The organism is Oleiphilus sp. HI0061, from assembly GCF_001635675.1.
In genome coordinates, this window is record NZ_LWFE01000284.1 from 1 (window position 1) to 676 (window position 676).

The 676-nt window shown below is 46.9% G+C and carries 1 protein-coding gene; it reads left to right on the forward strand.

All coding sequences use genetic code 11. From position 1 onward, the window contains the following. Positions 1-144: 144 nt before the first annotated feature. On the forward strand, positions 145-676 hold a 532-nt coding region (locus A3735_RS03680; protein WP_156499382.1), incomplete at its 3' end, for a class I tRNA ligase family protein.

Genomic DNA, 676 nt, shown 5'->3' on the forward strand with positions numbered 1-676 from the left:
TGCTTTTTTAAGCAACTATATTAAGCAAGTCCCTAGCTTCAGCTCGCTCACGCCATGTATAATGTCGGCCATTTTTTATCGTATGCCAAGCGAAAGTCAGGCACTCGACCTCTAGCCATTTTTAACGAGTAAGCATCAACGATTATGGATAAGACCTACCAACCTAGCGAAATAGAACAGTCTTGGTATAAAACCTGGGAAGAAAGCGGCTACTTCAAGCCTTCAAATGAAGGCCAGCCCTACACCATTATGATTCCGCCACCGAATGTCACCGGTAGCTTGCATATGGGACATGCCTTCCAGGACTCTATTATGGATGCCCTAACCCGCTATCACCGCATGAAAGGTCATAACACTTTATGGCAGGTCGGTACCGACCACGCGGGTATCGCAACTCAAATGGTTGTTGAGCGCAAGCTTGCTGCTGAAGAAGGCAAAACTCGCCATGACCTCGGACGTGAAGCCTTTCTCGATAAAATCTGGGATTGGAAAGAAGAGTCCGGTGGCACAATTACCCGTCAGCTTCGTCGTTTAGGTGCTTCTGTCGATTGGGACCATGAACGCTTCACGATGGACGATGGCTTTTACAAAGCCGTTCAGGAAGTATTTGTTCGTTTATACAAAGATGACTTAATCTATCGCGGCAAGCGTTTGGTAAACTGGGATCCTAAGCTTC